The organism is Bartonella sp. AP65SXKL, from assembly GCF_042195725.1.
Taxonomy (GTDB): domain Bacteria; phylum Pseudomonadota; class Alphaproteobacteria; order Rhizobiales; family Rhizobiaceae; genus Bartonella.
Genome location: NZ_JBHIOW010000113.1, coordinates 325 through 572 on the forward strand (window position 1 = coordinate 325; position 248 = coordinate 572).

1 pseudogene is annotated in these 248 nt (G+C 45.2%); it reads left to right on the forward strand.

Features of this window, described 5'->3' with window-relative positions:
* Positions 1-177 (forward strand): annotated as a pseudogene (locus tag ACFIMP_RS09940) (tRNA (adenosine(37)-N6)-threonylcarbamoyltransferase complex transferase subunit TsaD); the annotation flags it as partial.
* Positions 178-248 lie beyond the last annotated feature (71 nt).

Sequence of the window (248 nt, forward strand, 5' to 3'; positions counted from 1 at the left end):
ATAGCCCCCCCTCTTTCCTTGTGCACTGACAATGCTGCGATGATTGCTTTTGCTGGTGCACAAAGACTCGCACGGGGAGAGACAAGCCCCCTTGATATTGCCCCTCGCTCACGTTGGCCATTGGATGAGAAAGCGAGCCCTTTGATAGGTATGGGACGCCGTGGCACAAAAGCGTAAGAAAACAACTTAGCGTTTAACAGACAACATATTGATTTATAATGATAATTTACTATTCTTATATTGAATGA